Genomic DNA, 26,265 nt, shown 5'->3' with positions numbered 1-26,265 from the left:
GGCCCCGCCGCGACGGGGCACTGAACCGCCTTTACCTCCTCCCTGTTTCCCTGCCGTTGCAATTACCGGCTGTGACGCGTATAAAACTGTTCCTTATAGATGTTTAGACGTCCATACGGATAAAAGTGATGAGCGAACAGCCAACTCCCTCGCAGGAACAATTTAAACGCACCATGAAAGTGCGCCATCTGGTGATGTTATCGCTGGGCGGCGTAATCGGCACCGGCCTGTTTTTTAATACCGGCTACATCATTTCCACCACCGGGGCGGCGGGGACGCTGCTCGCCTATCTGATTGGCGCGCTGGTGGTCTGGCTGGTGATGGTCTGTCTGGGCGAACTCTCCGTGGCGATGCCGGAAACCGGCGCGTTCCACGTCTATGCCGCACGCTATCTCAGCCCGGCAACCGGCTACACCGTGGCCTGGCTCTACTGGCTCACCTGGACAGTCGCCCTCGGCTCCAGCCTGACGGCGGCGGGCTTCTGTATGCAGTACTGGTTCCCGCAGATCCCGGTGTGGATCTGGTGCCTGGTCTTCTGCTGCGCCATCTATCTGCTGAACGTCATCTCAACCCGCTTCTTCGCCGAAGGGGAGTTCTGGTTCTCGCTGATTAAGGTGGTGACGATTGTCGCCTTTATCGTGCTCGGCGGTGCGGCGATGTTTGGGTTTATCCCGATGAAGGATGGCACGCCCGCACCGGGCCTGAGCAACCTGACGGCGCACGGCTGGCTGCCTAACGGTGTACTGCCGATTCTGATGACCATGGTGGCAGTCAACTTCGCTTTTTCCGGCACCGAGCTGATCGGTATTGCGGCCGGTGAAACCCAGCAGCCGGAGAAAGTGCTGCCGCTGGCGATCCGTACTACCGTGGCCCGGCTGATTATCTTCTTCATCGGCACGGTATTTGTGCTGGCGGCGCTGATTCCTATGGATCAGGCGGGTATCGTGAAAAGCCCGTTCGTGCTGGTCTTCGAAAAGATCGGCATCCCGTGGGCGGCTGACATTATTAACTTTGTGATCCTGACCGCTATCCTGTCTGCGGCCAACTCCGGACTCTATGCCTCCGGGCGGATGCTCTGGTCGCTGGCCAATGAAAATACGCTGCCGCGCGCCTTTGCCCGGGTGAACAAGCGCGGCGTGCCGATGCTGGCGATCACCGTCAGCATGGTGGGTGGTTTGCTGGCGCTGGTCTCCAGCGTGGTCGCGCCCGACACGGTGTTTGTGGCGCTGTCGGCCATCTCCGGCTTTGCGGTGGTAGCCGTCTGGCTCAGCATCTGCGCTTCGCATTTTGTTTTCCGTCGTCGTCATCTTCAGCAGGGCAAATCGCTGGCCGATCTGGCCTACCGTGCGCCGCTCTATCCGCTGACGCCGGTGCTGGGTTTCCTGCTCTGCCTGCTGGCCTGCGTTGGTCTGGCATTCGATCCGACTCAGCGTATCGCGCTGTGGTGTGGCATCCCGTTTGTGCTGTTTTGCTATGCCGCTTACCATCTGACTCACAAATCATCCCCGAAGCCTGAGGAGGCCAATGATGTCGTATAACCCTGTCGCACAGGCTTTAACGGAGTCGCCACTGCTGATTCTGGATGGTGCCCTGGCCACCGAGCTGGAAGCCCGCGGCTGTCATCTGGCCGATGCGTTATGGTCAGCTAAGGTGCTGATGGAAAATCCTGAGCTGATCTATCAGGTGCACTACGACTATTTTGTCGCCGGCGCGCGCTGTGCCATTACCGCCAGCTATCAGGCGACGCCGCAGGGCTTTGCCACACGTGGCCTTGATGAGGGGGGAGTCACTGGCGTTGATCGCGCAGAGCGTCGAACTGGCGCGACGCGCCCGTCACGATTATCTGGCGGTACGGCCCGACGCGAAAACGCTGCTGGTAGCGGGATCGGTCGGTCCCTATGGCGCCTTCCTGGCGGATGGTTCGGAATATCGCGGCGACTATGCGTTGCCGGAAGCAGAGATGATGGCGTTTCACCGCCCACGCGTGCAGGCGCTGCTGGCGGCGGGTGCCGATCTGCTGGCCTGCGAAACCCTGCCTTCGTTTGCCGAAGCGCAGGCGCTGGTGAAGCTGCTGGCTGAATTTCCTGAAGGCCGCGCCTGGTTCTCGTTTACCCTGCGTGACGCCGGACACATCAGCGACGGCACGCCGCTCTCAGACGTCGTGAGCTGGCTGAATCAGCAGCCGCAGGTGGTAGCGGTAGGAATCAACTGTGTGGCACTTGAGAGCGTGACGCCTGCGCTGCAGCAGTTGCAGAAACTGACCGACAAGCCGCTGGTGGTCTATCCCAACTCTGGCGAGCAGTATGATGCCAGCAGCAAAACCTGGCACTCAGCGCCATCAGGCTGCACGTTGCATGACAAGCTGGCAGAGTGGCAGCAGGCGGGCGCGAAGCTGATTGGCGGCTGCTGTCGCACCTCACCCAACGACATCGCGGCTATCGCCCGCGCTTGTCAACCGCAATAAGCTGGCTGAATCGGGCGATGATAGCCCGATTGAGGCGGAGAGGGCGGTCTACACTCTGATCACTGATCACTCTGTGGACCCCTTCATGAAACAGCGAATTCTGGCCCTGGCCGCCGCGCTGCTGCTTAGCGGCTGTGCCACCATTGTCGGCAATGAAACCCAACTGGTGCGCATCGACTCCTTGCCGCAGGGCGCGCGCTTTACCGTGCAGGATGAGCGTGGCTATGCGGTTGCGCAGGGTTTCACGCCGCAGACCGTTGAACTGGAAAAATCTACCGGCCGCTACTTCGGCAAAAAGCACTACCTGCTGATGCTGGAAAGCCCGGGCTACGTGCCGGTCACGGTGCCTATCGAGGCACGCGCTAACCTGTGGTATCTGCTGGGCAATATCCCGCTGGGTGGCTTCCCCGGCTGGCTGCTGGTCGATCCCTTCTATGGCGGCATGTACGACCTCAAGCCTGAACACCCGCGTCCCTTTATGAACCCGGTTGGCGCGCGCGGCTGATTACTGCGCGGTCGGCTTCACCATTCCGCCTGGCGTTTTATGGCGTTCCAGATACTGATGCTGGAAAATGCACATGCGGATGGTGTTGCGGTACTCACCGTTGATGAAAAACTCATGTTTAAGCACGCCTTCGATCTCGAAGCCGAGCTTGGTGTAGATGTGGATCGCTTTTTTCGTTCTCCTGATCGACAATCAGGTAGAGCTTGTAGAGATTCAGCACCGAGAAGCCGTAATCCATCGCCAGTTTTGCCGCCTGGGTTGCCAGTCCTTTGCCCTGATGCGCTGGATCGATAATGATCTGAAACTCGGCGCGGCGGTGCACATGGTTGATTTCCACCAGTTCCACTAATCCCGCTTTCTGCCCGCTGTGCTCGACCACAAAGCGACGTTCGGTCTGATCGTGAATGTGCTTGTTATAGAGATCGGACAGCTCCACAAACGCCTCATACGGCTCCTCAAACCAGTAACGCATCACGCTGGCGTTGTTATCCAGCTGATGGACAAAGTGCAGGTCTTCCCGTTCCAGCGGACGTAGTTTTACCGTCATTGCTTTTTCCTCTCATGAAATAATGGTCGCGAGTATACCGCATCAGCCAGCCGCTGCGTTTTGCGCTATCGCATTCGCGTGCCTGCTTCAGCCTGTAAAGGTTTACAGCGTCGCGTGGCAATCTAATGACTCAGAGGAAGAGAACAGCGCACCGTTCTGGCAATGGAGAGGATGACGCTAATGGCGGAAGAAGGGGATGTTACAGAAAGGCGCGGCGGATGCAGCAGCGCCGGACGGCAGGTGAACGCCGTCCGGCCTGATTTCAGGCAGAGATCTGTTCGATGATGCGACCCTGCGACATGTGCACGGCGCGATCGCACATGTGATCGATCACGTCGGGATCGTGGCTCACCAGCACCATGGTCAGGCCATCCTGCTGTTTCAGATCGTTGAGCAGATTGAGGATCTCCGCCTGCACTGACATATCCAGCGCCGACGTCGGCTCATCCAGCAGCAGGATCTTCGGTTGCAGCAGCAGGGCGCGCACGATGGCGACGCGCTGACGCTGACCGCCGGAGAGCTGATGCGGATAGCGATCCGCCAGGGCGGGATCGAGCCCGACATGACGGAAGCCCTGATCGATACGATCGTTGATATTGTCGCGTTTCAGCAGCTTCAGCGGCTCCGCCAGCGTGCGACGCAGCCGGTGACGCGGATGCAGCGAGGCATAGGGATCCTGAAACACCATCTGCACTTCCTGACGCAGCGCGCCGGTGAAGGCTTTACCCGGCTGAACCTCGTGACCGGCAAGCTGCATCTGACCCTGCCAGTGTGGGTTCAGACCTGCCAGCACCCACAGCAGCGACGACTTGCCGCAGCCTGACGGACCCACCAGACCAAAACACTCGCCAGCGTTAACCTCCAGGTTAACCTCATGCACCACGGTGCGCAGCTCGTAACCCTGTTTGTGGGCGACGCTTAGATTCTGCAGCTTAATCATCATTCGCCTCCAGCGCAGCGCGGTCCAGCACCGGTAAAGTCTGTCCGTGGGTCGCTTTGCCCGGACGGCAGGCCCACAGCGTGCGGGTGTAGGGATGAGTAGCGTGCGGCAGATCGGCGGCGGGCAGCGTATCCAGCAACCGGCCTTTATACATCACCATCACCCGCTCGCAATGTTCTGAAACCTGCTGCAAATCATGGCTGATCAGCAGCAGGCCCATGTTGCGCGCCTCCACCAGACCGCGGATCAGCGCCAGTACCTGATCGCGCATGGCATGATCCAGCGCGGAGGTCGGTTCATCGGCGATCAGGAAGTCCGGATCGGTAATCAGGGCGATCGCCAGCATCACGCGCTGGCCCATGCCGCCAGAGAGCTGATGCGGATACTGCTGCATCAGACGACGCGGATCGGGCAGGCCGACCGCATCCAGCATTTCACACACTTTCTCTTTGCGCTCGGCACGGCTCAGGCGGCGATGCAGGATCAGCGGCTCTTCAACCTGCCAGCCAATGGTGCGCGTCGGGTTAAGGGCATACTTCGGGTCCTGCATCACCATCGCCACGCGGTTACCGCGCAGCTGGTTCCAGTGGCGCTCACTCAGCGTCAGCGCATTCTCACCGGCCACCTGGAGCTGACTGGCCTGCAGATGCAGCGCGGGTGAGAGTAAGCCCATCAGGCTGCGGGCGGTCAGTGACTTGCCGGAACCGGACTCACCGACCAGCGCCACGCGCTCGCGACCTACAGAAAAACTGATGTTATCGACCAGCAGCGCATCGTCGCTGCGAATGGTCAGCCCCTCGGCATGGAGCAGTTTATTTTGCATGTCGGGTATCCAGTCGGTCGCGCAGGCCATCGCCTGTCAGGTTAAAGGCCAGGCTGGCAAACAGAATCGCCGCGCCCGGTGCAGCAGCAACCCACCACTGATCAAAAATGACTTTACTGCCTTCGGCCACCATCGACCCCCCATTCCGCCGTCGGCGGCTGAACGCCCATACCGAGGAAACCGAGTCCGGCCGCAGCCAGGATAATCCCGCCCAGGCTCAGGGCGGCGCGGACTACCGCCGTCGGCATGCAGAGCGGCAGGATATGACCGAACATCAGGCGAAAGCCCGTAATCCCCTGCATCCGCGCGGCAGCAAGGTAGTCGCTGCGGCGCAGTGCCAGGGTTTCAGCGCGTGCCTGACGGGCAAACGGCGGCCAGCTGGTCAGTGCCAGCGCCAGTGCGCCGTTCATCAGGCCAGGGCCGAGAATCGCCACCAGCGCCAGCGCGATTACCAGGTTGGGCAGTGACAGAAAGATATCGGTAATGCGCATCAGCAGTCGTTCGGTCCAGCCGCCCACGTAACCGGCGGTGATGCCGATCAGCAGCCCGGCCGGAATGGTCAGCACCAGAATCAGCGACACCAGCAGCAGGGTCGGACGCGCGCCGTAAATCACGCGCGACAGCAGATCGCGGCCAAAGCCGTCGGTGCCGAACCAGTGCTGTGCCGACGGGGCCAGCAGACGGCTCGACATGGTCTGCACGTTCGGATCGAACGGCGCAATCAGCGGCGCCAGCAGTGCCATCAGGATAAGAATCGCCACCAGCGTCAGCCCAACAGTTAACGAGGTAACGCGTTGACGGCGACGGCGTGGTCGCAGCGTTTCGAGTTCAGAGAGTTGTTGCGTCATCGGGTTCTCGGATCGGTTAACCAGGTTAAAACATCCGCCAGGGTGTTAATCAGGATAAAGCAGCTGCCGATTAACAGGGTTGAGCCCAGAATCGCCGGCACATCGCCGGAGAACAGCGCATTGGTCATATAGCGACCCACACCTGGCCAGGCGAAGACGGTTTCAGTCAGCACCGAGCCTTCCAGCAGTGTAGCGTAGGAGAGGGCGATCACCGTGACCAGCGTGCCCAGCACGTTGGGGAAGATATGGCGCAGCAGGATGCGCACCCGACCCGCGCCTTTAGCACGCGCCAGCACCACATACTCTTTGCTGCTCTCTTCCAGCAGCGCAGCACGCAGCAGGCGGGTAATGCCCGCCATCGCCAGCAGGCCGAGGATCACCACCGGCAGCCAGAGGTGCGCAATCGCATTGCGGAACATCTCCGGTTCACCCGACAGCCAGCTGTCGATCAGCACAAAGCCGGTCTTCGGCTCCAGGGTATAAACCCAGATATCATCCAGCCGTCCCGGTCCGGCGGACCAGTGCAGCACCGCATAGAAGAGCAGCAGGCCCAGCAGGCCGAGCCAGAACACCGGCACCGAGTAGCCCAGCAGCGAGACAAAGCGGGCGAGATTATCGATCCAGCTGCCCGGTTTCCAGGCAGCCAGCAGCGCCAGCGTCACACCGAACACCACCGCGAAGATCATCGCGCAGGTCGCCAGCTCGATGGTGGCGGGGAAGGTGGTCATCAGGTCGCCGCTCACCGACTGATTGGTGAGACGGGAGACACCCAGATCGCCCTGTGCCAGATGTTCGACGTAGCGCCAGAACTGCATCAGCACCGGCTGGTCGAGACCCAGGTCATGACGCACCTGCTCATAGGTCGCTTCACTGGCGTGATCGCCGGCGATCTGCTGCACCGGGTCGATCGGCGAGAGATGCGACAGCATAAAGGTGAAGGCGAGCAGGCCAAGCAGCGTGACCAGCAGCGACAATACGCTACCGATCAGTCGCCCGCCACGCTGCCAAAAAAGCCGGGCGAACCCGGCTGAAGGAACAGACTGTGCCATTACTTAGTGACCTGCGAGTAATACACCATGTCAGGGTTAATGCCCTGCACATAGCCTTTCAGGTTGTCGCGCAGGGCGATGAGGTTCTTCGCCTGCATCCCAATCACATACGGTGAGTTCTTCATCACTTCACGCTGCATCGCTTCATACAGCGCCACGCGTTTCTTCGGATCGCTCTCGGCGGTCGCCGCAATCACCTGCTTGTTCAGCTCAGGAATGTGCCAGTCTGAACGGAAGGCGATGGTTTTGCTGCCATCTTCCGGATTGTAAGCAAACGAGGCGGCATTGGTGTTGGGATCGAAATAGTCGGAGCCCCAGGCGTTCAGCGTCGCTTCATATTTATGCGCTTTCACGTTGGTCGACACTTCGGAGCTCAGCCCCGGCACCACTTCCACTTTCACGCCCGCTTTGGCGAAGCTGCCCTGCAGCGCCTGTGCGATATCCAGATAAGGCGGCTGGTTGCTGGTGGAGAGCTTGAAGGTGACGTTGTTCAGGCCCGCTTTCTTCAGAATCGCTTTGGCTTTTTCCGGATCGTAGCTGTATGGCGTGTCGTTGATCGCGCCCAGGAAGCCCTTAGGCAGGAAGCTCTGATGCACATCGAACTGGCCTTTCAGCAGCTCACTGGCGATGCCTTTGTAATCCCACAGGTAGCGTGCTGCTTCCCAGAAGGCCGGGTTCTTCATCGTCTCGTTCGCGCCGATGTTGAACTGGATGTAGTAGAGCGATGCCATGGGAATCGCTTCCGTCTTCACGCCCGGTTTGCCGTTCAGCGCAGCAATCTGATCGGCACCCAGGTTACGGGCGATATCGGCATCACCCTGTTCCAGCAGCAGACGACGCGCAGCCGGTTCAGGCACGTTTTTGATCAGGATGTTCTTCATTTTTGGCGCGCCCGCTGGTGAAGTCGGGTTAGCGCTGAGCAGCACCACCTGATGCATCACCACTTTGCGGATCTGATACGGACCGCTGCCCGCCGAGTGGGTGGCCAGCCAGGCGTTACCGAAATCGCCGTTCTTCTGGTTCGCCATCGCGGTTTTTTCATCAATGATCGATGAAACCGGGGCAGAGAGCAGGCTCAGGACGTAGGTCGGGCTGACGTTGGCGGTCCAGCTGATCTGCACATGATTGTCGTCGACTTTCTTCAGGAAGCCATCGACGTTATCTTTGGTCCAGCCAAGCTGCGTCAGGATGAAAGAGGGATCGAGGTTCAGCTTCACCACGCGGCCCAGCGAGAAGATCACATCTTCCGGACGCAGCGGGTTGCCGGTAGAGAATTTCGCATCTTTGCGCAGTTCAAAGGTCAGGCTGCGGTTGTCGCTGCCGGGCTGCCACGAGGTGGCCAGTGTAGGTTTCAGATCCACCGGATTCTGCGGGTCAGACTGCACCAGACGCTGATAGATGTTAGTAAAGGCCTGAACGCTGGTCAGTTCAAACCCTTTGGCCGGGTCGAAGCTGTCTGCGTCGTCAGTTGATTGTGCAATCACCAGCGTATCTTTTGGTGTTGCGGCCTGGGCTGTGAAGGCGGCAGCCAGCGTCAGCGCCAGCAATGATGGAATTATAGTTTTCATGAAATTTCCTTGCCTCTAAAAAGTTACGCGAGTTTACGAAAGGGCCGATGCGAAGAATAGTCGAATATGGGCTAATCATATGCCAAAAGGTTATAAGCATTACCTGGAGGTTATAAGAAGATCGCCACGCTGTTACCGAAGCGGCAACCTGAGCAGAAACAAATCCTCAACGAAACCGTTATTCAATACGTTATTGCTTTACCGACGCCGGCCTCTCTTTATAATGGCGGCAGATAACTTCAGGAGAATTCAGTTGGACAGTCACCCGAGATTAACCTTTATTCTGGCAAGCTGAGTTTCCTCTGCTGCTTGCCGACCGGCGAGCAGCGATCCCCGCTTTAATTAACGATCGCGCTCCTTATTTTTAATCCTGCTATCACCAGGAGTGCGCGTTATGCTGCTGTTTATATTCGCTCTTTTTCCTCCGCCCCGTCTGGCGTAGCCCAGGCTGCGCCCAATCGCTGATATCAGACTTTTAAAACGCCGCGTATAACCGGCGTCAGGTAACCCTGCGCGGGTCATTATTTAGCGCGCAGGCGGAATAACCTGACTGTTTCTGAAAGTCACCCCATTAAATAACCCGGCCACGCCAGGTTTTATCCATGCACGATATTTCCCGTGCAGGACAACTATTGCTTTAAATCAGGGAGATGTCGAAATGAGCGACATGAAACTGGAACAGGTTGCGATCACTTCATCCGGCAACCGTAATGATAAAAAAAGTAAAAAAATGTTTGCTGTGGCGCAGCAGGCAGACCAGCACATTGATATGACGCTGGCGAATCTGCGCAGCCAGCGTCAGGGTCTGACCCAGGCTGAGGCGGCGAAACGACTGGCTTTGTATGGCCGTAATGAAGTGGCGCATGAGAAAGCGCCACCCGCGCTGATTCAGCTGCTGATGGCGTTTAATAACCCGTTTATCTACGTATTACTGGTCCTGGCGCTGGTGAGCCTGTTTACCGACTATATTCTGCCGCTGCGCGCCGGTCAGGAGACCGATCTCTCCGGCGTGATCATCATCTTCACCATGGTGATGCTGAGCGGGCTGCTGCGCTTCTGGCAGGAGTTTCGCACTAACCGTGCGGCGCAGGCTCTGAAGTCACTGGTGCGCAGCCAGGTCACCGTGTTGCGCCGTGAGCCGGGCAGCGAAACCGCGCAGCGTCAGGATGTGGATATGAGCGAACTGGTGCCGGGCGATATCATTCTGCTCAGCACCGGCGATCAGGTGCCTGCCGATGTCCGCCTGCTGAGTTCACGTAATCTGTTTATCAGTGAAGCAGTACTGACCGGCGAGTCGCTGCCGGTTGAAAAACAGAGCTGCGATGCGGGTATCGATGCCGGAGGTCAGACCGCCCAGGAGCGGCTGGCATCACCGAATATCTGCCTGATGGGCACCAGCGTGGCCAGCGGCACAGCCAGCGCAGTCGTGGTAGCGACGGGCGGCGAAACCTGGTTCGGCTCCCTGGCCTCATCGCTGACCGGAAGCCGTCCGCAGACCGCGTTTGACCGCGGGGTGAACAGCGTCAGCAAGCTGCTGATCCGCTTTATGCTGGTGATGGTTCCGGTGGTGCTGCTGATTAACGGCTTCACCAAAGGCGACTGGATGGATGCCACGCTGTTTGCACTGGCGGTCGCGGTCGGACTGACCCCGGAAATGCTGCCGATGATTGTCAGCGCCAACCTGGCTAAGGGCGCGATTGCGATGTCACGTCGCAAAGTGATCGTTAAAAAGCTCAACGCCATTCAGAACCTCGGCGCGATGGATGTGCTCTGCACCGATAAAACCGGCACGCTGACCCAGGACACCATCCTGCTGGCGCATCATCTGGATGCGCGGGGCAACGAAGATGCACAGGTGCTGCTGCTGGCATGGCTCAACAGCGGCAGCCAGAGTGGCGCGAAAAACCTGATGGATCGCGCCTTACTCTGCGCGGGCGACAAGGTCATTTCACAGTCTCAGCGCAGCCAGTTCCAGCTGATCGATGAGCTGCCGTTTGATTTTACCCGCCGTCGGGTGTCGGTGCTGGTGGAAGATCTGACTCAGCATCGTTCACAACTGATCTGCAAAGGCGCAGTGGAAGAGATGCTGGCCGTCAGCATTGCCGTGCGGCAGGGCGACACGGTGGTCGAACTGGATGCGGCACAGCGTGCGGCGCTGCTGGCGCAGACTGAACACTATCATCAGCAGGGTTATCGCGTGCTGCTGGTGGCAACCCGTGATGGCGAGCTGCACGCGCCGCTCAGCGACAGTGATGAGCGCGATCTGATTATCCAGGGAATGCTGACCTTCCGCGATCCGCCTAAAGCCAGCGCGGGCAAAGCGATTAAAGCCCTGCGTGACAGCGGTGTGACGGTGAAAGTGCTGACCGGTGACAATCCGCTGGTGACGCTGCGGGTCTGTGCCGATGTCGGGCTGACCGATCCGGCGATGCTGACGGGCGATCAGATTGAGGCGATGAACGATGATGAGCTGGCGCAGGAAGCCGAGCGCTGCACCCTGTTTGCTCAGCTGACGCCGCTGCAGAAATCCCGTCTGGTGCGGCTGATGCAGCAGAACGGTCACACCGTCGGGTTCCTGGGCGATGGCATTAACGACGCGCCTGCGCTGCGGGCAGCCGACACCGGGATTTCCGTGGACAGCGCGGCGGATGTGGCGAAAGCCTCATCGGATATCATCCTGCTGGAGAAGGATTTACAGGTGCTGAATGAGGGTGTACTCAAAGGACGCGAGACCTTTGGCAACATCATCAAGTATCTCAACATGACCGCCAGCTCCAACTTCGGCAACGTTTTCTCGCTGCTGGTGGCCAGTGCCTTTATTCCGTTTCTGCCGATGCTGTCGATTCATCTGCTGATTCAGAACCTGATGTATGACGTTTCTCAGTTGGCGCTGCCGTGGGACAAGGTTGACCGTGAGTTTCTGAATAAGCCGCGTAAATGGGATGCCGGCAACATCAAACGCTTCATGCTGTGGATGGGCCCGACCTCGTCAATTTTTGACGTCACCACCTTTGCGCTGATGTGGTTTGTTTTCGGCGCTAACCATGCAGGCGTGCAGTCGCTGTTCCAGTCCGGCTGGTTTATTGAGGGGCTGCTGTCACAGACGCTGGTAGTGCATATGCTGCGTACCCGGAAGATTCCGTTTATTCAGAGCCGCGCCACCTTACCGGTGATGCTGACTACGCTGGCGGTGATGGCGCTGGGCATCCTGATTCCGTTCTCACCGCTGGGTGCGATGGTCGGTCTGGTGCCACTGCCATGGCAATATTTCCCGTGGCTGGTGCTGACGCTGTTCAGCTACTGCCTGGTGGCGCAGGGCATGAAGCGTTTCTACATCCGTCGCTTTGGTCAGTGGTTCTAGGGAGGAGAAGATGAAAAAAGGCAGGCTCGATACGGTCTTTGTCGGCGTGATGATCATCGGCTTAACTCTGATTGCGCTGACGGTCATCGTGCGGTGATGGCGTTGTGATAGTGCGGTAAGTGAGAGGCAGCGAGGGGACTCGCTGCCTTTTTTTATTGATGCAATTACTCTTCGTCGCGCTCACGGCTGGCGCGCTGGCGCTCGTAATATTCATCTTCTGCCGTGATGATCTCATCCATCAGAGAATCCATATCCACTACGCGCTCCTCTTCCACAAACTTCCCGGTAAGCGGTGTTTCCGGCGTCAGCTTGCCATCTTCATAGAGCAGCCAGATCTCTTTGGCGTAGCGCGTCTTCAGCAGCTGCGGAGCGAACTGACCGTAGTAGGAGGTGATGTTGTCCACGTCACGTTCGAACATCGACTCGGCATGGTTATTGGCCGCCGCATCGACCGCCTGTGGCAGGTCGATAATCACCGGCCCCTGTTCGTCCAGCAGCACGTTGAACTCGGATAAGTCACCGTGAACGATACCGGCACAGAGCATACGGACTATGTTGCGGATCATGGTGTGGAAATCCGTCACCGCCTGCTCTTCAGACAGAGAGACATCGCTGAGACGTGGCGCGACCGAGCCATTGGCATCGGTCACCAGCTCCATCAGTAACACACCGTCGATGCAGAGATAAGGCTGTGGAACGCGAACACCGGCGTTCGCCAGGCGGAACAGGGCATCTACTTCGGCGGTCTGCCAGGACTCTTCCTGCTGCTTACGGCCGAACTTTGTACCTTTCTGCATGGCGCGGGCGTTACGGCTGTTACGGGTTTTACGACCTTCCTGATACTGCACGGCCTGCTTGAAGCTACGCTGGGTCGCTTCTTTATAGACTTTGGCGCACTGCACCTTGCCGCCGCATAGCACGGTATAGACGTCTGCTTCTTTGCCGCTTTTCAGCCGCTGCAGGACATCGTCAATCAGGCCGTCATCGACCAGGGGCTGGATTCTGTTTGGGATTTTCATGCGGCTTTATACCTTATTTCACCCGCTTTTCGTATCACTTTGCGATGATGGAAAACATTGGCAATGACTGAACAAAGTTTCTAATTCTACCCTGGAAAGTCGCTTTGTGGGGATGAACCTTGATGAGCTGCGCTTTTGACCTTTGTTTTATCATAAACAATGGATTAGAGGGGAGAGCAGGACGGTTTTATCCGCCAGAGCAACGCTTTGTTATGTATCAGCCCTGTGGGCGGGGATTTCGTGTCAGAGAAATGTGCCTGAAGTGCAGGCTGGCGGGAGGCTGAAGGCCGGAATTCTGCCAACAGAATTTCGGCCCGCCTGCGGGATTACTTCAGGCCTTTAAGCACTTTAACCGTGCTTTCAATGTCGATCTCATCTTCGGAGAAGATCAGTGTCGTACCCTGGAAGGTGGTGACCGCCAGCTTTTTCAGCGAGCGCATCTCATTGGCGTTCGGGTCAGTTTTCGGCCGGATATTATTCAGCAACAGACCCACTGACAACACCGCGTTCTCTTTATCAACACCGGCATCGACCGGGACTTCTTCGTTGTAGACCAGATAAGACTTAATCGAGGTGATCTTGAGCCGCTCGCCTGCGATATAGATGTATTTGCTTGTCGGCGCGACCTTCACCGCATAGGCGGATAAGCCCTTGTTGTTGGTGGTGGGTTCAAACGTCACCGCCGCATCTTTCTTGATCAGATCAGGATTGGCGACCTTAATCACATGAAAATAGCGGTTATCACCGTTTTCATCTTTGATAAAGCCAAAACCTTTATCTTCAAACCAGGTTGTGATCGTTCCGTTCATCGCCATTTTTGCCTGCTTAATCTACTCAGTTTTTTACAGCGCGCAGTGTAAAACACAATGCCTGCGCAGACTATATAAGTCTGGATGATAATTTTCAGGTGCGCCAGAGGGTGAGCGGCGGAAGGGGGGCTTTGTGGCGGATGAAGGCGAGTGTGATGGAGTGTGTGTAGCGGCAGATAAAAACGAAGTGATGGGTCGGTAGAGCCGGGAACGGACATCAGCCACGTGATACACGTGGCTGTCAGCACTGGGCGTTGTTGCGGGGATACCGGCGCTGTGTCGAATCAGGTTGTTGAGTCAGGCAGATTAACCGGCGAACTGTGCAAAGCTCGTCAGCCGGTGAGTGTTTGTTACTCGTTGCCCCAGCGGTTCAGGAACTCGGCAATTTCATCAATACGTTGCTCATCGATACCCGCTTCACGCGCCATATCCTGCTGCGATTCTTCACTGATCTCTTCGTTGTTCATCAAACGGGTGATCAGCAGCTGGAAGTAATGCGCCAGTGGGGTACGTTCAGCTTCGCTCACCGGCTTAGCGGACTCTGTCGCATACTCATCTGCGACATCATAGTATTTGAGAGAGATTTCGTTATTCATAAATTGTCCGCAGAGTTGAGTTTGGGTTTAAGCGTTGGCAGGGCGTGGTGGCCCGGCGTAGAGGGGTATTATTTCGTGTTTGGGTTGGGGCTGTAAAGGGGGGAGTGGGAGGGCGGAAGGGAGTGTGAGAAGGGCTGGTCTTTCAGATTGGGAAAGTGCCTGAGCGTTATCTGTTGCCAGCGAAACGCCTGATACAGAGATTATGGGTATCGCCGGGCCTACACCTATCCCATCCATTAAGGCGTTCAGTCAGATAGTGGGGCAGGGCTTTGCATCAATAGAGATGTATGTTTTTAGACCCGAGGCGCGCTTGACTCCATGCGGATCCGAAACAAAAGGAAGACGCAGCTTTGGGCTGTCATTCACTTTTATCACCCATGCAGAATGGCCTATGAAATTGAAGCGGATATATTCGTCATGCACAGACAGCTGTTCGAAAGAACCGGATGAGTATTCATTGCCAATCTGCAGGCTTTCAAGTTTTCCCTGACTCAGACTGATGAGCGTGACGGTAAGGGATTCCTCGAAAATGACATCATCAGTCGTGAACAGAATATATCTGTCACTATCCACCTTAACAGCCGCTTCCAGTTCCTGCCCATCAATGGTGATACCTGTCGGTTTATCCCCAACAATAACTTCAGAGGTTGCCTGTTTGAAATCAGAGGCTTTGCTTTTCTCAATGAGCTTAACCGAGGCTATTTGTTCCATTCCTGTGACCATAAACGTCCCATTTAAAAGGCAGCAAGTGCACCACCAGCAAACCTACCAATCAGTTCACGAATGGGCGCGCACGCAACATCACTTTTTATCGTATCTTTTGATGCTTTCAAGGAAATAGAGCAAAAAACTGCTGGCGTAATCAGGTGAAATATCTCGCCAGCGTTGAGAAAACTCTTCCTTTATCTCTTCTTCCGACAGCTTGAGAAAGTCATTAATTTCTTTACGTAAATTACATCTTTCTTCTGGAGAAGCTTCGTCAACGACTACATCAATGGCACCCTCCATCGTATCAGCGCCAGTGATAACGTCGAAGTCCTGATTCAGTGTTCCAACAATGCATAAATCTAAGTTTGGGGCAAGAGGTGCGCGGCTCATGATCAACTCACTTATCTGGAAAAGAAGTGATTATATAATAAGGTTTGTTATTGTAAGTCTGATACTTCAGCGCAACTCTGATTTTAGTTGCTTTATACGCAGTGTTGCTCCCTTTCTGAACAACATAACTAACGGTTTTACCCACATCGTAACTTATCGTCATATTATGTCGTGGTTTACTTGCAGCCCATAGTTTTATCCATTCCCGATTATTATGAAGTGCCTTTGATATGGCTGCTTCGGCAATCTCCAGCGACGAGAACGAACCAGATAGATCCAATACCCCATTGGATTGGATGATTCTTTCATGAAGTTCATGGGGTGATTTTCCAATATGCTTTAAAAGCGTATGCCCGCCCGGTTTTAATCCAGAGACAGAATACACTATACAATCTAATTTTAAGGTTGACTATAAAATATGGTATAGAAAATTATCTATCTGAATGTTTTATTAACATGATCAAATTATTTGAGTTTTGATTAGTAGTGCAATAATAGAAAGTGAAAAGCAACAGGAAAACCCTAATAAAAATGTATAATATAATGGTTTTAAGTTGTTTATTTTTTTTAGATTTTGACCTTCATGTGCAAAGCTATAAGCATTGTCTTTCCTGTTTAAAAAGAAAATTTTTTTATTTTTTTTTTAATCGCATAAAAAAAATAGGTCATTAGAGGTGAACCCATGTATCCCATATTGCAGTGCAACAAGTAAGGGGCGGGCAGTGTATGCTTTTGTTGGAAGTCTGAGATCAATTCCTTGTAGCGAGACCTGTTCATTAGATACAAAAAAAACGCTTACCACTAAGCAAACCAACGGAAGCATGATTAAAACCATTATGGCCGACTTCATTCTTCAAATTCCCATGTAATCATAGATAGTATCCATTACAGAGTCACTCGCTTTAGCACCTACATAGCCCGCAGCTATTGAGCCAACAGCTGCGCAGACTACCGCGCCGGTTCCTGCCGTGGCGATCCCTATTGCTGCGCATACACCTACGCCTGCGAAAGAACCGGCTGCACCAGCTCCCACACCCGTTAAGGTCGAAGCCCCAAACTTACCATACTCTTTGAATGCGGTTCTTTTACATTCGCTCTCACGTCCTTTAACGCAGGCATTGACTACGTCATTGGTGGTTCCAGCAAAGGCAAACCCCATTCCTATGTAACCACCTGATTTTAAGAACTTTGCCGCTTTCGCTGCATTGCCTACATAACTTGAATAGCCTGGGATCCCTGCCAGTCCCACTGTAGACCATTCATGTACTATGGAGCGGCTGGATAGATTTAGTGCTCTTCGCATGTCTTCGTAAGGTTTTAACTTAACTGCATAACGTATCAATGATTTAAGTAGTGGTTTGTTCACAAGTTCTTTTAGCTGATTAAAGAGTTGGTTACGCTCTGCGTAGAATTGCTGACTAATCAGTGTTCCCTGAGTACGGAACTGGTTTTGGTAACTGACTTCTATTTTTTTGAGGGTATTCTCGATCTCTGAAAAGTATCTCTCACCAACGTCACCAATAGTGCCAAAGACTTTATCTCCCGCAGTAGTCAGTGCAGCGATCAAACCGTAATGCTGCTGCATGAAACTCGCTTCGTCAGGAGTTACTCCAACAAACGCCATATTGGTTTTCTGTTTGGCCTGCCTTAATGTGCTCAACATTTGCGTAGTTTGTGAAGAAGCAGGGTTAGCCACTATAACTATCTGACCCGGACTCAACCAGGGAGTGTCGGCATTGGTCTGCATAAAGAGACGTGCTGCTTCAGAGTTACTGTCATTGAAAAGCATTCTTGCCTGGAATCCGAGGTTGCCAGGTTGTTGAACTACACAGTATGCGGGTGCCAGATTGCGCGGCATGTCATTTCCTCCACTGAAACAGCGGCTTAGTTAAAAATTTAAGCCTATTTTTTCCATAGATACTTTAATCAATCATGCCGGATATTGTAAATACTTCTAATGATCTAGGCAAACTATTGGTTTAAATGACAAATCTATATGACATTGAAAAGCGCTAACACTTCATTGTTAGCTATATGGGGAAAGGGGGAATAAAAGCATTAAAAGCCCGCAAGGCTTTCAACTTGCGGGCTCTCAGGACTTCGATGATGGTTCTGGTCGCGCTGGCGGAGTCTGAGTAAGTATCGCAAATAATTGTTATATATAATTTTATTTGAATTCAAGTTTTAATCGTATACCTAAGCGTATACCAATAGCACCCACTAATCGTATTATAGAAAGTGTAGGGGAACATTCCAAATGTCAACATTTGATAGCCCTTTGGCATCGAACGCCATGCTGGTTTATCCAGCGGATGAAAAGCGCACTGCCATTTTTCATAGCTTAAGCCATTCACGCTGCCAAATCTGATAACTAAAGTGAATGCTAAATCTCTAGTAACTCACTCTGCTTCTTCAGCTTTCTTTTTAAGTTCGTGCTCAGATAAAGAGTCTATTTTTTTTAAAATCAACTTACGTTTTAAGTCCCTCTTTTCTATCTCACTCAACTCGTTAGCAGAATCTATAGTTCGCAGAATGCTTTCATAGCCCTCATCAATTGCTTTACCCCTAAATGAATTGATGTAGGTAGGTATATGAAGAAATAAAATACCTAAAAAGAAAATGCCTGTATATCCAATGAAAGAAAAATTAAAACCAAAGTTTTCTTCAATGTTCTTTTCAAAGACATTGCAAATCGCAACCAAGATTATCCCTACAATGGCACCAAGTGACGTTCTTATCTCATATTTTGTTGTAAGTATATCTAAGCCAAGAAACGCCCGGCTGGTTAACTTATCCATGTTCATCGACTGCCCTCATAAATACCCTGCTTCTCATTTATTTCTTGGGTAATATCCTTGAAAACTGGCATTCTTCGTCCACCAGAATTCATATCAGAATCATCATTATGATTGTCAATGAACCTGATAAGCATCATGGCCTCACGAGTTGTGGAACCAAAGTACCCTTTATTTATGCGATAAATCAGCAACTCTTCTTTGATTTGTAACAATGCCACTATCGCAAAAAAAAGGCCAGTTGTTGCAAAAGGAAGGTCGATAAAGTAATACATGGCTGCATTAAGTATTATCCCGCAGATAGCAATGTTTTTTGCCATGATTAATTTCGAGGATTTATGAATGAGGTATAGCTCGGTTACTGTTTCAGCTTTGCTTTTCCTTCTGGGTCTTAGATCTTCCTTTTCTATTTTCTTGAGTAAAAAACTGGCTAGAACAAAAATGGCTATTTTAAAAACGTTTAACCTAATTTTGGTTTTTTTATTATTAACGCTTATACCAGATCTGGTTTTTCTTAAGTCAATTCTCGCACTTGCTATATCTTTCATGATTAAAGCGCAAAACGCACCGAACGCACCTAACAGACCGAGCACCCACTTGTCACTACCAAGCCAACCTCCAATTAAAGTGGATATGCCTGTTCCAGAAAGTAAAATTGTAAAAATAAGTATGAGTTTAATAAGGTTTGTTAGGTATCTTTCTTTTTTATCATATTGTTTCTTCATACATGATTTCTCAAGGTAAATAAGCTAATTGTGGTTGCTCGAAATTTAGCATAGTTGTTTGATTTTATTGCATTTTTCGGAGTGCATAAATAGCTAAGTAGCCCACCCTCTATTAACTGAAAGATCCTATGTTCGTGAATCATACTCTAGATTATGTGATTATGAATACTCGTAAATCACTTTCGCAATGTGATTATTATGATTGGCACGTATGCAAACATGCCTGCAATGTATGTTTCTGGCGCATTGCCGGTCATATTGCCTGCTCCTTAGCGAGGGTAATTGATACTGCAAACTCAGCCTTAACAACATCTGAAGTTAATGATGTAAAAAAGTGATATCGCATTGCTTTTGAAGAGTTATGAAAGAGATCAACTTCAGAAAAGATTTTAAAGATAATTCTTCACACTATTCACCTCGGTTGTTTTTTCATATTAAACAATTGCTTAGCTGGTAATGGGTGGGTGTAGGGTGAGTGTTAGTATACATCACTGGTGAAGCATAGGCGTAAAAAAACCGGCTTTCGCCGGTTCTGGTTAGTCACATCGCGGTGGGATTATCGCACTTCGGCAGCCAGTCGGTGCTGCTTTCTTCCGTCAGGTCAAGGTTGGTCTGCATTCCCAGTTTTGTCCGGCGTTTCATGTAGTGCTGTCCGTATTCCCGCATGATGCTCTCCAGCGACAGGCCGAACATCTTCATGCTGAGCGGATTTTTGTATCCGTTGGCCTCCATATAGGCCAGATAGGCGTGATAAAGATAACGCCTGGGCTGAAGCGGCCTGATACTAGCATTCCCCATATAGAGTGCGTTTGGCTCCGGCGTGGTGAACAGGTAGCCGCAGAAGTCCACCATCGGATCTGCATCGCGCTTGATGCGCATCGCCTCGTCAGAGTTCTGCTGCGACTGAAGCAGCGACCGGGCCTGCTGCGGCTGGCTGAACTGCTGCATCAGCTGGCGCACGATAACGGCCAGCTCACCGCTGATTTTTTCCTTCAGCTGCGGGTCGCGCTCGTCTGCCGGGATGATTTCCGGGAAGTGCAGTATCACCCGGCGGCGCGACACGCCCCCGCTGCGGTCGGTGAAGCGCATCGGGTTGTTGTTCACTGCCAGAATCACCGCCGGAATGTGGGTTGAGTAGGCGTCGCGGTACTTCGGGTCCACTGAGACCGCATCGCCGCCGGTGATGGCCTTGATGCCCGCGCCATCTCCGCTCCACTTTTCCTGGTCGGGCAGGATAATCAGCGAATACCCAATCACCGCCGCTCGTTCGCGCGACGACTCCAGCGTTTCGATGGTCGCGGAGGTGGTGTTGTCCGTTCCGGCCAGCATGGTGGCGATTTCTGCCATGATGCTTTTGCCGCTGCCGCCGGGGCCGGTGACCTCCAGAAACAGCTGCCAGTCATAGCGGTTCGCCAGCACCATAAACAGCGCGGCCAGAATAATGTCGCGTTTGGCCGGGTCCCGTCCGGCGGCGCGGTCGAGCCACTGCCAGAAGTGCGGCGCATGGTCTGCCAGCGTTTCACCCTGAACGGGCTTTGTGTAGTCCACCTCGCTGACCGTGCGCAGCCAGAAGTCTTTACTGTGCGGGCTGAAGCCGCCGGTGCGGGTGTCCAGTACGCCGTTACGGAATCCAATCAGGCGGCGCGCCGGGTCGGCCTGCTGCGGCAGCATCAGCTTCAGCGTCTCCACCACGCCCGAAATCTTGCCCGCCGAAAACGGCGCGCGCAGGCGCTGAAACAGCTTTGCCACGTCGCGCTCAAACTGCTTCCCGGAAATCACCTTCCACGCGCCGGAACGGTAGTGGGACAGAATTTCCCCGCTGGCGTCCACGGCCAGCGCGCTGCGGTAGTGCTCCGCAATTCGCTCCGCCTTTTCACTGGCGCTCATGGCCGAAAACTCCGCCTCGCTCATCACGTCGAACGGACTGGCGGCGGGTGGCGTGGCGGCTCCGGCCAGCGCCCGCCGGGTGCTTTCCTCACCGTGCTGCATGAAGGCGTCATTCCAGTCGCCGAACACCGGCGGCAGGGCCACGGCGGCGCGGCTGGCTTCGGCGGCCTGCTTTGCTTTAGCCTGGCCGTCGCCGTTCAGGTCGCGGTCGGCGGCAATCAGTAGCGGCAGCGCGGCGTGCTTTTCACGGGCAAGGCCAGCCAGAGAAAGGAGATTGACGGACGACAGGGCAATCCACACCTCATCCCCGGTCAGGTTGTGCACCGTCAGGCCGGTGGCGTAGCCCTCCGTCAGCCAGATGCGCGCTGCCGGTTTGCCGGTGCTGAGAATGTGGCATGCGCCTTTTACCTGTCCGCCCTTCAGCGTGCGCTTTTCACCCGCGGCGTTAATCAGCTGCACGTTCACCAGCTGGCCGCCCGTATCGTGCAGGGGAATGAGCAAATCACCGGCACGATACTCCGTGAGTGCGACTTTCTGCGGCTTCGCCAGCGTCAGGCAGGACTGCTCCGGCAAGCCTTTGCGGGACAGGTAGGCATTGCCGGTTGCCTGCTGCGCGGTGCTGACCAGCTGCCGGGCCTGCTTAACGGCGGCGGCACGGGCAGATTCGTTATCTTCGCCCGCGCTGGCAGCAGGCGAGTTGTCCACCGCTGGCAGGCAGCCGGTCAGCCCGTTTACCCGCGCAGCAGCTTCGGTCAGGCTCAGTGAGAGGGCCTTTTTCACCAAGTCCATGCCGTCACCGGCACCGCACTGATTACAAATCCACGTGCCGCGTCCCTCCTGGTCGTCAAAGCGGAAGCGGTCGGTTCCGCCGCATACCGGGCAGGAGGTATGGCGGTTCTTCACCACCTTCACGCCCAGTGCGGGCAGAATGCGGGGCCACTGGCCCCGCGCGGCCTTTGCCGCGTCTGATACGGTCATTTTCATTATTCTGTTCTCCCTCAGTGCAGCACCGGCGCGTCTTTGAGGCGCCCGCAGAGTTCATCCATCACCACCTGTCCAAGAAAGCTCAGGCACGGAACCGACTTGAGCGGCCCGGCGGCCAGCAGGTCGTCGAGCAGCGCGCAGGCAATTTCCTGACCGCGCTGGCGTCCGTGCTGGCGCAGATAGAAGCCTTCCAGCTCGGTTTCAATGGCGTGCTCAAGGCGCGCCAGCGTCAGGCCGGGATAGCGCTTCTGTTCACGGCAGACGGTCAGCCAGGCGCAGGCTACCGCGCGGCGGGACAGCGCGGACCGCAGTTCGGGGGAAAGGGTACGTGTGCTCATGGCTTAACCTTCCCGTTCATCCAGTCGTCCTGACAGCGGTTTACCACTCCGTCCAGCTGCTCGGTGATGATGAAAATCAGCGAGTTCAGCTGCGCCTGCTGTGCGGCCGGTGGCTGCTCGTGGCACTCCTGAAGCAGGGTCATGTCGCTGATAAAGCGCCCGGCGTTGCGCAGGTGTTCAAGGCGTAACAGGTCTGCGTGGGAAATGGTGGCGTGAGTCATGCGCGCACCTCCCGGACCGGCAGGCGGGCAGCAAGGGACAGCACGTAATCGCGGGCCAGCGTCAGGCGGGCGGCACGTTCGTCAGCGGCAACGGTGCGGAGCATGTGGATACGCTGCTGGCGCTCAGTACGGCGCACGGCGGCAAAGACGAAAACAAACTGAGGGTATGGGGAATTAAGGACCGTAGCCATGATAGCAGTCTCCAATGTTAGTAGCTTACAGCCACCACCGGAAACGCCAATTTCACTGGTGGTAGCCCAGACGGGGTTGGCGTAACCGGCAACATTGGAAACCGGCGCTTCGTGAGAAGCCCCCGCCTGAGCCACCATTACGCGGTAGGTACGACAGATACAGAACCGTCGCCCGAAAAATGGGTGCATCAGGGCACAGACACAAAAAAAGACGCAAGGCGCGTCTGGTGTCGCCAACGTTGTATTCAGGACGCCAATCCCGGCTGCCGATTTTGCGACAGCATAAAGACTGTACCAGGGAATAGCCCCGGCGTGCAAGCCGGGGAACAAAGGAAAATGCAGCATGGCGGAAAATCTCAAGAGTTGGTGGAGATCATGCTGCACGTCCCTGACCGCGTGCGGCGATGCGTGCATTCATCCAGGCGCTGACCTCGCTGGCAAGCCAGGCGACGTTCTTGCCGCCAAGCGATACCTGCGCCGGAAAAGCGCTGCGGCTGATTAGGTCGTAAATGGTTGAGCGGGACAGGCCGCAGACGTGGATCACCTCCGGCAGGCGCATAAAGCGCTCCTGAACCGGGAATGATACCGGCATGGCAGGGGCCGCCGGGGCGGATAAATGAGCGTTTAAAGTCGTGTGCATGAGCTACCTCTAAGGTGTCCGTTAAGCGCCGCACAGGTGTGTACGGCATCGGGTAGCTCTTTATTTTGCGAATATTTTTGCCGGTGACAACAACAGAAATCTGTCTGACCGGACGCACAAAAACCACACAAAAAATGCGTGTACGTGAATAGTACCAGACTGCACCAAAAAGTACTGATAAGGTTTTATCCAATAATTTTAGATCCACTTTAAGGCAGCTTTTAAAACCAATCGTTCTAAATAGCTAATAAGGCCAAAATCCTGCTGATGAACGATGGTGAACAGAGGGTGAAGGATTACTTTTTCACTCTTCACCTCTTAATTTACTGTATTTACTATTTTTTTCTCTCTGGTGAAGAATAGTGAAGGATTTATATAAAACTGAAAGCCGATAACAGGCTTCAGTGAGACCTTTTCCTGGCTCGCCAGAAGTAATGCTTTTGTCTGGTCCGTCATACAACGCCATCCGGTAGAAGCCGCTGTGCCAGACCCGGCACAATTGACTTACTGAAACCAGCCGACAGGAAACGAGATGGCACTGAAATGTCCCGAATGTGGTCAGGTGGCCCACACCCGCACCAGCGCTTATGAAGCGCCCTCCGTAAAGCGTACCTGGTACCAGTGCCAGAACCTCGACTGCTCCTGCACCTTCACCGCGCTGGAGAGCGTCGAGAAAATCATCATGAAGCCGCACAGGCCCGCAGCGGCAGAGCCGGAACCGCAGAATGACGTACCGGTTCGCCAGCCGCAGACGCTGGGCCGCTATGGTTCAGCAAGCGCCCGCAAAGACCGCCACGCACAGCCCTGACAGAGAGGAAAAACAGCATGACACAGCAGAACATGACAGAAGAAGAGATGAAGGCAATCGCTGAACTCGTTGGCTCGCTCGTAGCAAAAAGCCAGAAACCGCTGCAGGATGCGGGGTGGCTCCTGAAGCTGCCCGAAGCCGACGTTATCAGCCATACAACCGCGCTGGTAAAGAGTCTTCCTGCTGGCTGGCAACCCCGCGTCCAGGACCTCCAGGGTAAAATGCTGGCCTGGCTGGAAGCAAAGCAGGCAGAAGCCGCAGCTGAAGACACCATCAGCGCGTTGCGACAGAGCAAAACCGAAACGGAGCAGGCAAGCCAGGACAACCGGGCGCGCTTTCGTGAACTGCTTGAGCAGAACGGCGGCACCGTCACGCCGGAAATGAAAGCGCTGCGCGCAGAATATCTGGAGCAGCAGGAAACGGCATCAGACCTTGCTGGGTTGATTGCCGAAAAAGAAAAGCAGTTACCTGCTCTGGCCGACGCCACCGGACGCAAAGCCAATGCCTACGTGTTCTGCCACGAGGGCATCATGGACGAGCGTATCGACACACTCATTGATGAATTTTTTATTGTCCATGGCGTTGAACTTGGCAGTCTGCTCAGGATGAAGTACAGCCAGTTTGAGCGGAATGGCTCAGTCTATGCGCCGGGCGTTATCGAAGGTGCAAATGATGCAGATACGCTGTATCGAAAATTTGCAGTGAACCTCATTGAAGAGTGGACTCATAAAAAACTGCCGCTGAAATTCCGGGATGACGTCATCAGCCTGACCGGCGCTTACCCGTTCAGAGGGGCCAGAACCGACAGGCGCAAGCGCAAAATTTTCTGAGCCAGAGAGATAACCCCTGACTGATACCCGGCTACACGCCGGGCTTTTTTGTGTCCGCTAATCACCGAAGTGAGCGTGCATGTCTATGCTGCATGAAAACGCATGAGTCTAAGGCACCCCGGAACGGCGGGAAAGACCAGCTGCGGCGCGTCGCGGAGCTACTCATGCAGGCGCATGAAAACCGCTACATGAAGTGCGCAGGCGTGGCGGGGCTACGAGCGCGCGCAATGTGTTACACAATAAGAAATATAGCAATCAACCGGGCTTCAGCTAAATGAAGCACTTCATAAAGTTGAACTGGTGTTAAAAGATAAATCACCTTTATAGGCCTCATGAGAATACATTGAGGCCCTGTTATGTTCATCGCTGCATTTCGGTAACTATAAAATTTTCTTCAGTAATTGAGTTCATAATTTCAAAATACAATTCTTCCGGCTGACAAAATGCTAGTTCTTTGCAAAGAGTTACAATTGACGCGCTATATGAGATGCCCATTCGAGGATTAAATAACTCAAATCTTTTAAGGTTTCTTTTACTTTTAGAGTAGAAGTTTAAGGTGAAATATATAAGTAGCTGTCTAAGATCATAAACACTAAACTTTCTATCGCCAGACTTGATTTCAATTAGTATGTTTGAATGATAAATGTCGCCATATGAATTATTTATTACCCCGCAGCCATCGAAGTGAGGTGAAACTTCTACACCTTGTGCAAGACCATATCTATTGAGTATGCAGTGGGCTATTTGTCTTATTGTATTATACTCAAGCATGCTTAATGGTAACTCAAAGTTAGAGCCGTAACTAAATTTACTAAGATAATCATTGGTTTTATCAAAAACTCCCTGAAATTCGGCACTATGAAAAAGATCTTGCCTTAAAAGTAAAGTTTTACTGATTTGGTTAGATTGTATGGCGGAATACAAATTGAAAGCGCATTCATTTACGAATACATTGTTTGCTCTATTTTCGCTCTCATCCATCGGAGAGTATATGTCTTCTATGAGACTGCCATTTATTATTCTTATAAAGTTATTAGCATTAGGAAGTAGTTGATTCCAGAAAGATGTAAACTTCCTGGAAAATGTGAGTTCAGATATCATAGTGCATCCTTAAGGTTTCTTGCGGAATGTCGCTGAGCAGCCCAATCTTTATAAATTTTTTCAATGAAATTAAATGAAGCCTTATTATGTTCTCTCCAGTGTTTACCCTCATCACCTA

At 53.9% G+C, this 26,265-nt stretch carries 24 protein-coding genes and 3 pseudogenes; 6 read left to right on the top strand and 21 right to left on the bottom strand.

Annotation, left to right across the window (positions count from 1 at the left end; all coding sequences use genetic code 11):
- Positions 1–128: 128 nt before the first annotated feature.
- The 3 genes and pseudogenes from mmuP (at position 129) to JNO11_RS14760 (ending at position 2,969) form a co-directional block, all read left to right on the top strand.
- The gene (gene mmuP, locus JNO11_RS14770) at positions 129–1,538 is read left to right on the top strand and encodes an S-methylmethionine permease (protein WP_033758676.1); all 1,410 of its coding nucleotides are present in this window, start codon (positions 129–131) and stop codon (positions 1,536–1,538) included.
- A pseudogene (gene mmuM / locus JNO11_RS14765) lies at positions 1,528–2,464 on the top strand (homocysteine S-methyltransferase). Before mmuP ends, mmuM begins: the two are co-directional and overlap by 11 nt.
- Positions 2,465–2,549: 85 nt before the next feature.
- Positions 2,550–2,969 carry a hypothetical protein gene (locus JNO11_RS14760; RefSeq protein WP_010257757.1) on the top strand — a complete coding sequence of 140 codons (420 nt, stop codon included), beginning with the start codon at positions 2,550–2,552 and terminating at the stop codon, positions 2,967–2,969.
- On the opposite strand, the pseudogene speG reads toward JNO11_RS14760, so the two are convergent.
- The 6 genes and pseudogenes from speG to JNO11_RS14730 all read right to left on the bottom strand — a co-directional run bounded on the left by speG (position 2,970) and on the right by JNO11_RS14730 (position 8,744).
- A pseudogene (gene speG, locus JNO11_RS14755) lies at positions 2,970–3,516 on the bottom strand (spermidine N1-acetyltransferase). It lies immediately after the preceding gene.
- Between the two features lie 262 nt (positions 3,517–3,778).
- Positions 3,779–4,456, bottom strand: coding sequence for an ABC transporter ATP-binding protein (locus JNO11_RS14750; RefSeq protein WP_033758674.1), 678 nt, complete (start codon positions 4,454–4,456; stop codon positions 3,779–3,781).
- Complete coding sequence (locus tag JNO11_RS14745) at positions 4,449–5,279, bottom strand: ABC transporter ATP-binding protein (protein ID WP_033778613.1); 831 nt, start codon at positions 5,277–5,279, stop codon at positions 4,449–4,451. The genes JNO11_RS14750 and JNO11_RS14745 overlap by 8 nt, the downstream gene beginning before the upstream one ends.
- Positions 5,269–6,127, bottom strand: a pseudogene (locus JNO11_RS14740) (ABC transporter permease). The gene JNO11_RS14745 and the pseudogene JNO11_RS14740 overlap by 11 nt, the downstream one beginning before the upstream one ends.
- Complete coding sequence (locus JNO11_RS14735) at positions 6,124–7,176, bottom strand: ABC transporter permease (protein WP_010257745.1); 1,053 nt, start codon at positions 7,174–7,176, stop codon at positions 6,124–6,126. Before JNO11_RS14735 ends, JNO11_RS14740 begins: the two are co-directional and overlap by 4 nt.
- A complete protein-coding gene (locus tag JNO11_RS14730; RefSeq protein ID WP_022624076.1) occupies positions 7,176–8,744 on the bottom strand; it encodes an ABC transporter substrate-binding protein in 1,569 nt (522 codons plus the stop codon). Before JNO11_RS14730 ends, JNO11_RS14735 begins: the two co-directional genes overlap by 1 nt.
- Before the next feature lie 658 nt (positions 8,745–9,402).
- On the opposite strand from JNO11_RS14730, the gene mgtA reads away from it, so the two are divergent.
- The gene (gene mgtA / locus JNO11_RS14725) at positions 9,403–12,105 is read left to right on the top strand and encodes a magnesium-translocating P-type ATPase (RefSeq protein ID WP_033778616.1); all 2,703 of its coding nucleotides are present in this window, start codon (positions 9,403–9,405) and stop codon (positions 12,103–12,105) included.
- 164 nt (positions 12,106–12,269) lie between these two features.
- On the opposite strand, the gene JNO11_RS14720 is transcribed toward mgtA, so the two are convergent.
- The 14 genes from JNO11_RS14720 to JNO11_RS14655 all read right to left on the bottom strand — a co-directional run bounded on the left by JNO11_RS14720 (position 12,270) and on the right by JNO11_RS14655 (position 23,408).
- Positions 12,270–13,124, bottom strand: a complete 855-nt coding sequence (locus JNO11_RS14720; protein ID WP_033786757.1) for a PA4780 family RIO1-like protein kinase — start codon at positions 13,122–13,124, stop codon at positions 12,270–12,272.
- Positions 13,125–13,450: 326 nt separating this feature from the next.
- Positions 13,451–13,939: a cold shock domain-containing protein gene (locus tag JNO11_RS14715; RefSeq protein ID WP_010257735.1), complete on the bottom strand. Its 489-nt coding sequence runs from the start codon at positions 13,937–13,939 to the stop codon at positions 13,451–13,453.
- Between the two features lie 344 nt (positions 13,940–14,283).
- A complete protein-coding gene (locus JNO11_RS14710; RefSeq protein WP_010672163.1) occupies positions 14,284–14,529 on the bottom strand; it encodes a YmjA family protein in 246 nt (81 codons plus the stop codon).
- 249 nt (positions 14,530–14,778) lie between these two features.
- Positions 14,779–15,240, bottom strand: a complete 462-nt coding sequence (locus tag JNO11_RS14705; protein ID WP_187494679.1) for a hypothetical protein — start codon at positions 15,238–15,240, stop codon at positions 14,779–14,781.
- A gap of 90 nt (positions 15,241–15,330) precedes the next feature.
- Positions 15,331–15,627 (bottom strand): contact-dependent growth inhibition system immunity protein, encoded by a 297-nt coding sequence (locus JNO11_RS14700; protein WP_325177461.1) that lies wholly within the window; start codon positions 15,625–15,627, stop codon positions 15,331–15,333.
- Positions 15,628–15,634: 7 nt separating this feature from the next.
- Positions 15,635–16,012 carry an RNase A-like domain-containing protein gene (locus JNO11_RS14695; protein WP_325177460.1) on the bottom strand — a complete coding sequence of 126 codons (378 nt, stop codon included), beginning with the start codon at positions 16,010–16,012 and terminating at the stop codon, positions 15,635–15,637.
- A 468-nt stretch (positions 16,013–16,480) separates the two neighbouring features.
- A complete protein-coding gene (locus JNO11_RS14690) occupies positions 16,481–17,485 on the bottom strand; it encodes a hypothetical protein (RefSeq protein ID WP_325177459.1) in 1,005 nt (334 codons plus the stop codon).
- Between the two features lie 541 nt (positions 17,486–18,026).
- Positions 18,027–18,425: a hypothetical protein gene (locus JNO11_RS14685; RefSeq protein ID WP_146239940.1), complete on the bottom strand. Its 399-nt coding sequence runs from the start codon at positions 18,423–18,425 to the stop codon at positions 18,027–18,029.
- Positions 18,426–18,427: 2 nt separating this feature from the next.
- Positions 18,428–19,147: a hypothetical protein gene (locus JNO11_RS14680; protein WP_325177458.1), complete on the bottom strand. Its 720-nt coding sequence runs from the start codon at positions 19,145–19,147 to the stop codon at positions 18,428–18,430.
- A 540-nt stretch (positions 19,148–19,687) separates the two neighbouring features.
- On the bottom strand, positions 19,688–22,018 hold the full coding sequence (locus JNO11_RS14675) for a phage/plasmid primase, P4 family (protein WP_325177457.1): 2,331 nt from the start codon (positions 22,016–22,018) through the stop codon (positions 19,688–19,690).
- Positions 22,019–22,032: 14 nt separating this feature from the next.
- Positions 22,033–22,356 (bottom strand): DUF5375 domain-containing protein, encoded by a 324-nt coding sequence (locus JNO11_RS14670; RefSeq protein WP_325177456.1) that lies wholly within the window; start codon positions 22,354–22,356, stop codon positions 22,033–22,035.
- On the bottom strand, positions 22,353–22,577 hold the full coding sequence (locus tag JNO11_RS14665; RefSeq protein ID WP_325177455.1) for a hypothetical protein: 225 nt from the start codon (positions 22,575–22,577) through the stop codon (positions 22,353–22,355). The genes JNO11_RS14670 and JNO11_RS14665 overlap by 4 nt, the downstream gene beginning before the upstream one ends.
- On the bottom strand, positions 22,574–23,113 hold the full coding sequence (locus tag JNO11_RS14660; protein WP_325177677.1) for a host cell division inhibitor Icd-like protein: 540 nt from the start codon (positions 23,111–23,113) through the stop codon (positions 22,574–22,576). Before JNO11_RS14660 ends, JNO11_RS14665 begins: the two co-directional genes overlap by 4 nt.
- A 28-nt stretch (positions 23,114–23,141) precedes the next feature.
- Positions 23,142–23,408: an AlpA family transcriptional regulator gene (locus tag JNO11_RS14655; RefSeq protein WP_325177454.1), complete on the bottom strand. Its 267-nt coding sequence runs from the start codon at positions 23,406–23,408 to the stop codon at positions 23,142–23,144.
- 532 nt (positions 23,409–23,940) lie between these two features.
- Here JNO11_RS14655 and JNO11_RS14650 point away from each other — a divergent pair.
- Entirely contained in the window at positions 23,941–24,216 is a 276-nt protein-coding gene (locus JNO11_RS14650) for an ogr/Delta-like zinc finger family protein (protein WP_010671763.1), read from the top strand.
- Positions 24,217–24,233: 17 nt separating this feature from the next.
- Positions 24,234–25,046: a hypothetical protein gene (locus JNO11_RS14645; RefSeq protein ID WP_163762446.1), complete on the top strand. Its 813-nt coding sequence runs from the start codon at positions 24,234–24,236 to the stop codon at positions 25,044–25,046.
- A gap of 360 nt (positions 25,047–25,406) precedes the next feature.
- On the opposite strand, the gene JNO11_RS14640 is transcribed toward JNO11_RS14645, so the two are convergent.
- The gene (locus JNO11_RS14640) at positions 25,407–26,147 is read right to left on the bottom strand and encodes a hypothetical protein (RefSeq protein ID WP_163762447.1); all 741 of its coding nucleotides are present in this window, start codon (positions 26,145–26,147) and stop codon (positions 25,407–25,409) included.
- Positions 26,148–26,265 lie beyond the last annotated feature (118 nt).

The organism is Pantoea sp. 1B4, from assembly GCF_016925765.1.
Lineage (GTDB): Bacteria > Pseudomonadota > Gammaproteobacteria > Enterobacterales > Enterobacteriaceae > Pantoea > Pantoea agglomerans.
The sequence above is the reverse complement of the archived record's forward strand: the minus strand, read 5'-3'. Positions and strand labels throughout refer to the sequence as shown.